Origin of the sequence: Myroides pelagicus, assembly GCF_009711055.1 — a bacterium.
Taxonomy (GTDB): domain Bacteria; phylum Bacteroidota; class Bacteroidia; order Flavobacteriales; family Flavobacteriaceae; genus Flavobacterium; species Flavobacterium pelagicum.
In genome coordinates this window covers 1-8,599 of the sequence record NZ_WMJY01000059.1, presented here as the reverse complement: position 1 = coordinate 8,599, position 8,599 = coordinate 1, and the positions used below count along the sequence as shown (strand labels likewise).

The 8,599-nt window shown below is 30.7% G+C and carries 5 protein-coding genes; 1 reads left to right on the top strand and 4 read right to left on the bottom strand.

Annotation, left to right across the window (positions count from 1 at the left end):
* Positions 1–514 precede the first annotated feature (514 nt).
* The gene (locus GJV77_RS14235) at positions 515–856 is read left to right on the top strand and encodes a hypothetical protein (RefSeq protein ID WP_155036997.1); all 342 of its coding nucleotides are present in this window, start codon (positions 515–517) and stop codon (positions 854–856) included.
* Positions 857–911: 55 nt separating this feature from the next.
* On the opposite strand, the gene GJV77_RS14230 is transcribed toward GJV77_RS14235, so the two are convergent.
* The 4 genes from GJV77_RS14230 to GJV77_RS14215 are packed head-to-tail and all read right to left on the bottom strand — an operon-like array spanning position 912 to position 8,575.
* Positions 912–3,467, bottom strand: coding sequence for an alpha/beta hydrolase family protein (locus tag GJV77_RS14230; RefSeq protein ID WP_155036996.1), 2,556 nt, complete (start codon positions 3,465–3,467; stop codon positions 912–914).
* 3 nt (positions 3,468–3,470) lie between these two features.
* A complete protein-coding gene (locus GJV77_RS14225; protein WP_155036995.1) occupies positions 3,471–4,232 on the bottom strand; it encodes a hypothetical protein in 762 nt (253 codons plus the stop codon).
* A 19-nt stretch (positions 4,233–4,251) separates the two neighbouring features.
* Positions 4,252–5,634, bottom strand: coding sequence for a RagB/SusD family nutrient uptake outer membrane protein (locus GJV77_RS14220; RefSeq protein ID WP_155036994.1), 1,383 nt, complete (start codon positions 5,632–5,634; stop codon positions 4,252–4,254).
* Positions 5,635–5,644: 10 nt separating this feature from the next.
* Positions 5,645–8,575 (bottom strand): SusC/RagA family TonB-linked outer membrane protein, encoded by a 2,931-nt coding sequence (locus GJV77_RS14215; protein WP_240142895.1) that lies wholly within the window; start codon positions 8,573–8,575, stop codon positions 5,645–5,647.
* Positions 8,576–8,599: the final 24 nt, after the last annotated feature.

The following is an 8,599-nucleotide window of genomic DNA, read 5'->3' as shown; positions in this document are numbered from 1 at the left end:
AAACAAAGACTACTCAAAGGTCTTTATCTTTTGTTTTTCACCCCATACACAGTCTCACAAATAGCCCAATTTAGCGGTTATGAAAGTTATAAGGTTTTTATCAGAGCATTTAATAAAGATCAAGAATTAAATCCAAGCGACTATCAATTATTTAAGTAAGAAATTACCTTAAAAAAGTGCGTTTGTCCTTTTTTGGGATAAGATTGTCCCTTTTTGGGATAATAATGTCCTTTTTTGGGATAAAAAAGTCAAAAATAGTTTAGAGCTTTGTAGAGTAATAAAATAATAATTGTATTGGCTTTAGAAAAACACTTGGGAACAGGGAGGTTTTTCTAAAAGCGAAAAGCAACTATTACAGCCTATGTAGCTCAAGGTTGTAAATCATCAGGACTGATACTTTGCGGCCAAAAGAATCAGCTATCACAATAAAATCTATTAACCTTTAAAATCTAACCAACAATATTCAATAGCAGTGGATAGAGTATCTACTTGCTTAAATTTAAAATTTAAAATCATGAAAAAATTTATAAAAAACCTACTAGCTCCATTAGCTTTAATTGCAATGCTAGCTGTAGGTGCATTCTCAGTGAATGCTAGTGAGGTGAAAACTAATGTGAAATTAGCGGTTTTTGAGCAGCCACAAAATCCTTATAGCGGAGAGATTTTTATTAGAGTTTTAGAGCCTGGGACTTCAAATTATATCTATTCAAAAGTGGGAGAAATTGATGAAGGTGAATGTACTTTAGAAGTAACTGCTCAAAGATGTTCTACTATAGTGGAAGGTATGAATCATTACTTATGGGGAAAGGATGCGTTTGGAAACTATGCTGAACTTTATCAAGATGAAAACTTATAAGAATTAAACTATAGGTAATAAAAGGAGGTCTTGTTAAGGCCTCCTTCTTCAATAGTTAAAGTGGACTGATTGAATATGTATTATAATCAAGTCCTTTTTTTATCCAAGGTATGTTCGTTTTACCTTGTAAATGGTAATCAAACCAATCTAAAACTCTTTTACTTAAATCATGATTTTCTTTTGGTTCTATATTAGAAATGCCATGAACTATATCTTTATAAAAAAGTGCAATAACGGGTTTTTGTTCTCTTTTTAAAGCAATAAACATTTTTCTAGTGTTTTCCCAGTTAACATTTTCATCTTGTAAACCTGTGAATAAAAGCATCGCAGTTTGTGTTTTATGAGCATTAAGTATTGGAGAGTTTCTATAGTATTTTTCAGGATCTTCCGAGAATTTTACCCCCATATTAAATTGAGAGTTTTCAGCCATAAACCAATCTGGCATTTTTCTATAATAGCTATACCTAAACATAAATCCACCTATAAAATCATATGCCCCAGCTCCAGCGACTGATGCTTTGAACATATTAGAAAGTACAGATACAGCTGCAGCTTTATACCCTCCAAAAGAATGCCCTATCAGGCCTAGATTATCTTTATCTATGCTTGGTTCAACTTCTAATGATTTATTAACAGCTGCAGTAACACAATCGACGGCACTAACACCAGGACCTTCTTCTGTCACATAAGTTTGTGCCCTTAGTACAAAAAAATCATTTTCTGTGAGTAAAGAGCTATTAAATCCACTATTTGAAGCTACAGGAACAGGAATAGAAAATTCGTTGTATGGAGAATGTAATCCTAGATCATAAATTTGAACAATCATTGGGTATTTCTTTTTAGGATTATAGTTTTTAGGATAGAATAAGTATCCATGCAGTTTCTTGTTAAGTTTATCAAAAAATGTAAAATCTAATCTTTTTCGCCATGAATAAAGGTCTTTATCTATATCAGATTCGATTAATGTACTAATTTTTTTATCTTGAATGCTAAGGATTTTTGTTGGAAGATTATAGTCTTCGATAGTAAATATATGTGTAGTTCCATCATCGCTTGAGCTACGGTTATGTGTTTTATTAAAAGATAAATGTTTATCCGTATTGTAAACCGGTTTAACTTTATGTTGATCATAGATATAAAGATATTTTTTTTGGTCTTGATTAATTGTTAGATAAACAGGACTATTAGTGTCTATATATTTAGAAAAAGATGGAATAGATTTAGTATTAATTATCTTACCTATTACGGCACTGTCTTTTTGTTTAAACTTAGTTAGTTTAATAGTTTTATTACTTTTTATATTATAAGAATATAAATTGCCGTATTGTGGGTAGATAATTGTTTCGGAGTCACTTGACCATATAGGGAGCAATCCCCCTATATTAGGTTGATCAACATTAAATGTATGCTTCTGAAGAGTTGATATATTTAGTATTTCCCATTTACTTTTGTTGTAGTTTGTAGCATATAAGATGTATTTTCCACTAACAGAAGGATAAAAAGGTTTTTGATTAACAGATGCTAAACTAAGAACATTTTCTTTTTTTTGAATATCATAAAGTGAGTATTCAATGGGGGGGAAATAAGTATTAAACTCTTGGTCTTTAAAATAGTTATATGAAAGTAAGTAACCAGGAATACCAATATTTATGTAATCTTTGTCAATATTTCTATCAAGTTGAATAAGCTTTTTGTTGTGATTTTGATATATAAATGATTTGTATACTTTTTCAAATTTAGGTTTAAAGTTGCTATGCACAAGAAGCTTTGAGTTGCCTTGCCAAATATCAACAAAATCACTTTCCTTAATTACTTGACTTGTATTGATTTGGTATGAGAAATATAAATCATTGTTCATAAAAAAGCTAAGCTTTAAATTTTCGATTTCACCACTATCAGGAATAGCAATGCTATTAACATGATTTGTTAGTAGATCTACAATATGGATCTTATTGTCAGATTTAAATACGAATCCATCTTGGTTAATATTCCATTTGAAATATGCTATTTTAGCATCAATTGTAAGTAGCTTGTTATAAGTGAATTTTTTTAAGTCTATATACAATAATTCATTTTTTTTATTAAGAGCAATAATTGTATTTGAATCTGGTGAGAGGTAGTACTTGTTTATACCTTTTATTAAGAGCTTTAATTTGGTTCTAGGTAAAGCTTCATTAAGTTTAGTAATAAGAAGCTCATTATTACTGTTTATATAGTAAAGTAGATTATGATCTTTGCTAGTATCAAACTTCTTAATGTCTTTAATTATGAGAGAATCGTTTTGGTTTAGAGAAAAGATTGCAAGATCTTTTTTTATGTTTCCAATAACAAGACCATTGTTTAGTAGTGATTTGTAAAAATTTGAAAAATGGGTGAGATCTTTTTTCTTTTTAGTAGCGGTGTTTATGAAAAAAACTTGATTTGGCTTAGGGTTATCATTGAATTTTTTTCCAACTACAGCCCATTGTCCATCTGGAGATAAAATTAGAGGGGCTAGAACACTCCACGTTGAATCTTCAAAAAAATCATTGTTGTTTTTTTGAGCACTTCCTTTTTGAATGAAAAGAAAACAAATACTAAGGTACGTGTATGTCAATAGTTTAGACTTCATTTGTTACAATTTAATATTAATGATTGTATCGTTTATAGCTACAAATGAAACATAATTCCTAGCTAACCCATTAATTACAATATGATTGTTTTTAGGTGATTGTATTGTGAATTGTCCGTATTTATCTGTTAAGCGAAATGTAGCTACTCCATTTGTATTAGCTATAAAGCTTGTAGCTACAGATATATTATTCAAAGGTTTTTTAGATTTTGCACTATAAACGGTACCAGAAATAGTAATTAAACTATCTGGATTAACACTTTTCAATTGATTATAAAATACTTGATATCCTAAAGGATTTTGTTTTTTAAAGTCCTCAACAGTTTCTAAGGGTAAAGCTTCAAGTTCTATATTAATAGTTTGACTTTTAGTAAGACCAGTTATATGCTTAGGTGCTTTGTATAAATAGGGAGCAGGAATAAGTGCAAGAGTATCGTTTTTAGAAATTGTTATTTTGTAGTACCCATCTTTGTTTATAAAAACTCTTTTATTCTCACCTAGTGCTATCCTTTTCTTTTTTGCGGATGGTTTAGACATATCCTTAGTGTAAACCCATTTGTTTTTTACATTCATGGTTGTAACACCTAAAGGAGCTTTTTGATTTCCTTTGAGTGTTACTTTTCCTTGAATTGTTATACTGCCATCTAAGTTTTCTTGGGAATAATTCTGTTCAGATTCAATAGAATTACTTCGTTTGTTTTCTTGACAAGAAAAAAGACAAAATGATAGTATTAAATATGTAGCTACGATTATTTTTGTATTCATTGTTTGCGTTTTTAAAAGATTAGTACCCTGGGTTGTTTGGAAGTAGATTTTTATTGATTTCTATTTGTCTAAATGGAATAGGGAGTAGGTTATGATAAGGCTGAAGATTTGTTTTAGTTAGTTTTATATCATTTAGTCTATTAGTGATTTTTAAATCAATAAATCTTCTTGCATTTTCTGTAAAAAACTCTCTAGTGCCTTCTTCTAGATAATTAGTAGTAAATTCTAGCTTACTTAAATTAAGCGGTAGGTTGTCGAGACCTCTTTTTTGTCTCAAAAGATTTAATGTCTCAATAGCTTGTTTAACATCTCCTTGCATCGCTAGAGAATAAGCTAGATGAAAGTAAGTTTGTTCAATTCTATAGAAAACTGAAAATTCATCTGTATTGTTGTGTTGATTTTTGTATTTGTATACTTGATAGAATTCTTGGTTGGATAAAGTGATTTTTTGCAACCAATCTTGTTTTCTTTTATCATGGTCTTGGAAAAGGTTTAAAAGATTGTCTGTTATTGTAGCACTATATCGCGTGAAATTTGAAAAAAGATAAAGTGAAGCTTCTTGTGTAATATTTGAAGCGAATTTTGGTGAAATTTGCCAAATAGTGCTTTTAGAATCTTTTTTAAAGGTTCTACTAAGGTTTTCTTCTATCTCGTAAAGGTTCTGGTTTAGTATTAAACGAGAAATTTGTTCTGCTTTATTATATTGTTCTTGAAAAATGTAGTTTTCTATTAGTATAGATTGCGTAACAGCTTTGTTGATATAGAACTTGTTTGGGTCTCTATAAGAATAATCTAGTAGATCTATAGCCTTATTAAGATCAGATTCTATTTGTAATAGAACTTCTTGATATGGCATCTTGTTTAGAGATTTATTGTAACTATAATTTGTTGATGTTGTATAAGGAATGTCACCATAGAGTATTGATAGATAATGGAAGTATAATGCCCTGAGTGTATAGGCTTCTCCTAAGAGTGGTCTTTTTAAATCACTATTTAGATAAGAGGAATTACTCACTCCTTCTATAAAAGAATTTATAGAGTATATGTTTTGGTAAGAGGTATTCCACCAAGAGGTGATGTTAGAATGAATATCAGAAATATTATTCTCGTACATATCCTTAGTAGAACTATTTGTACCATAAAAATCTAGTTCGTCGGTAAAAAGACTTAAATTAAAACTTGCTCCATTATTAGCTTTGCTGAAGATAGAAGAGGAATAAAAATCTAAGTAAAGATTGTTTAATGCAGCTTTAGTCGTGGCCATGTCGTTAAAAACTTCAGACTTATCTATCTTATCAGTAGGTAGGTCTACCTCGATTAAGTTTGTACATGAAGTAGTAAATAATAGTATACTAATTAAAGTAGCATAAACTGTTCTATATTGTATTGTGTAGTGTGTCATATTTCTAGTTTTAAAAAGTTAATTGAATTCCAAAAGTGAATGTTCTCAGGGGAGGTAATCCTCCGAAAGAGATAAATTCAGGATCCATTCCTTTATAAGATGAAAGTGTCCAAATATTTTGACCTTGTAGGTATATTTTTAAGGATTCTATATTTAGTTTCGGAATTTGTAAAGTGTAGGATAGTGAAAGATTTTTAAGCCTAACATAAGAGGCATCAGAAATCGTGGCAGTACTTTCTATAAATGGTTTTAAAAGAGCATTATTAGGATTGCTAATGTTAGCAGGCATATACGTAGCATTAGGGTTAAGAGATGAATGATAGTCTGTCATAACCTCTGGTAGGTTTAGAAGTCCGGCTCCTGGAGAGCTATAGTATCTATTAATATTGTAATTATTTCTTTTTGTGAAATAGAATAAAAAATCTAGACTAAAGTTTTTGTAGAAAATAGTATTTTGTAATCCTCCATAGAATTTTGGTGATAGATCAGCTACATATTGCTTATCAGCAGATGTTATTTTTCCATCTTCATTATAATCTTTAAACAAGAAATTACCTGTTTCTGGATCTAATTCTTCATATTCATATAGTTTAACGATATTTAATGGTTTTCCAATTACATAAAAACTTCTTTCAGTACCTTCCTCTAAGCCAGGATATGATTTAAGTTTGTTTTTAGGAAAGGAAATATTAAAACTTGTTGTCCATGAGAATTCCCTGTTTTTTATGTTTTGACTGAAAATTGAAAACTCCCACCCTTTATTTTCTACTACTGCTGGTGAGTTAGCTGTAATATTTGAAAAGCCTGTAGTTGTAGGTAATGTTAATCCAACTAATTGATCTGAAGATTTGTTGTTGTAATAAGCAATAGTAGTGTTTAAATGATCGTTGAAGAAGCTAAGTTCAGTAGCAATCTCAAATTTCTTTGTTTTCTCCCATTTGTATTTAGGGTTAAAAAGAGCTGTAGGTTTTAATGTAGGAGTATCGTTGTATATTGTCCCAACAGTATAAGTGTCTAAGTAGGCATAGTTTCCAATATTATCGCTACCAGTTATTCCATAGCTTAATCGAAGTTTACCAAAAGATAACCAGGTGATTTTTTTAGCAAAATTATTTTTAGTAAATATCCAAGCAGCACCAATAGCTCCAAAGTTTCCAAATTTATAATCGTTTCCAAATCTACTTGATCCATCACGACGAGCTGTTAGGTTAATGAAGTATTTTGAATCGAAGGAATAGTTAATTCTTGTAAACACAGAAGCGTACTTATATTGATTTTTTTTATTAGGATAGATAGTTTTTTCTTTAGCGGCTCCAATATTTTTTATAAATGCGTTAGATGTAAAGTTTTTGCCAATGAACCTAAAGGACTCTGAGTCTGTTAGTTGGTAAGATGTTCCTATGAGTGTGTTTATAAGGTGCTTATCTTTTGATATAATATAATTTAGTTGAGGTTCTATTATAAAACTTTTGTGATTCTCATTAGACAAGTATGATTCTGAGTTTTCACTAGTAGGGTTTGCTGCTGGATTAAACATTGTATGTGGAATAATCTTTCTTTCCTCAAATTGATTCGTAGTATGTCCTAGATTTAGTTTTGTATAAAGATTTTTAAAAAGCTCATAAGAAATGCTAGAATTTAGTATAATAGTTGAGGTTTTATTCTCATAATAACTATTTAACTCTGCCATGGGATTAAACCAAGTACCATTTTGCCAGTTAAGACTTCCATCCTCATTGTATAAAGCTGGAGCATTAGGAGCAAGAGCTGTCGCTTTTTTAGTTAAATCAGATGTAGGTAAATTGTTATTCTGATTAGAGTAGGAAGTAGAAGAGTTTACAGATAGCCTTCTACTTTTACTTTTGTAATTATAACTGGCTATAAAAGAGTTTCTTTTGTAGNATTCATTTCCTCCTCTTACGCCTAAAGATACTTCTTGCATAGTAGCTGTATCACCAATTAGTTCTTTTTGCCAATTGGTATACCTATTTCTATCCCAAGCTCCATTGATATCAAAGGCATTTGCAGGTATGTCTCTACCAGCATTAGCATAAGCATCTTCTCGCATTTTGATATACTGCTGGGTATTCATCATGTTAAGGAACTTAGAAACTTTGCTAAAACCAACAGCAGATGAAACTGTAAAATTGGTTTTAGATTGGATTCCTTTTTTAGTTGTAATAAGTACAACACCATTAGCTCCACGCGATCCATAGATTGCTGTTGCATCTGCATCTTTAAGGATTTCAATACTCTCAATGTTTTGTGGATTAATAGCATTTAATGGGCTAATATTAGCATTGAATAAATCAAGGGATAAGTTTCCATTGTTCATCCCTAAGGGTTGTGATAAAAAGGGAACTCCATCAATTACATAAAATGGAATATTCCTTCCTGTTGTTTTTGCTCCCATGAAGTTTTGTCCTCTAATTTCAATGTCTATTCCACCTCCAGTTATACCAGTTATATTTGTAATATTAACTCCAGGAGCTCTTCCTTGTAAGGCTTGAAGTGGGTTTGTTACAGGCTGAATTTCAATATCTTTGGCGGTTACACGGGCAATACTTCCTGTTCGCTCTCTATCTTTTACAGAGTAATATCCCGCATTAACGACGATTTCATCTAGTGTACTTGTATCTTGTTTTAAGGTTACATTTACAATACTTTGACCATTATAAACAATTGAATAATCTTTAAATCCAATCATTGAAAACACTAAGGTTTGTCCCTTAGCTACCTCAATTGAAAAGTTACCTTCTAGATCAGTTGAGGTAGCCTTATTGGTATCTTTAACTGATACATATACCCCAGGTAGGTTACCATTAGCATCTTTTACCTTACCGGTAATTTTGGAGGTTTTTACTTGATCTTCTATTATGTCTTTTTCTAAGTAGACAGACACTGCATTTGCCTGAGATATTGTTAGGGTAGAGGCAAGCAGTACTAAAGTAGTTTTATACCTATA

What these genes read in the sequence shown, in the direction of transcription:
- GJV77_RS14230 (WP_155036996.1), bottom strand. Translation starts at nt 3,467, where the DNA reads ATGAAGTCTAAACTATTGACATACACGTACCTTAGTATTTGTTTTCTT.
- GJV77_RS14225 (WP_155036995.1), bottom strand. Translation starts at nt 4,232, where the DNA reads ATGAATACAAAAATAATCGTAGCTACATATTTAATACTATCATTTTGT.
- GJV77_RS14235 (WP_155036997.1), top strand. Translation starts at nt 515, where the DNA reads ATGAAAAAATTTATAAAAAACCTACTAGCTCCATTAGCTTTAATTGCA.
- GJV77_RS14220 (WP_155036994.1), bottom strand. Translation starts at nt 5,634, where the DNA reads ATGACACACTACACAATACAATATAGAACAGTTTATGCTACTTTAATT.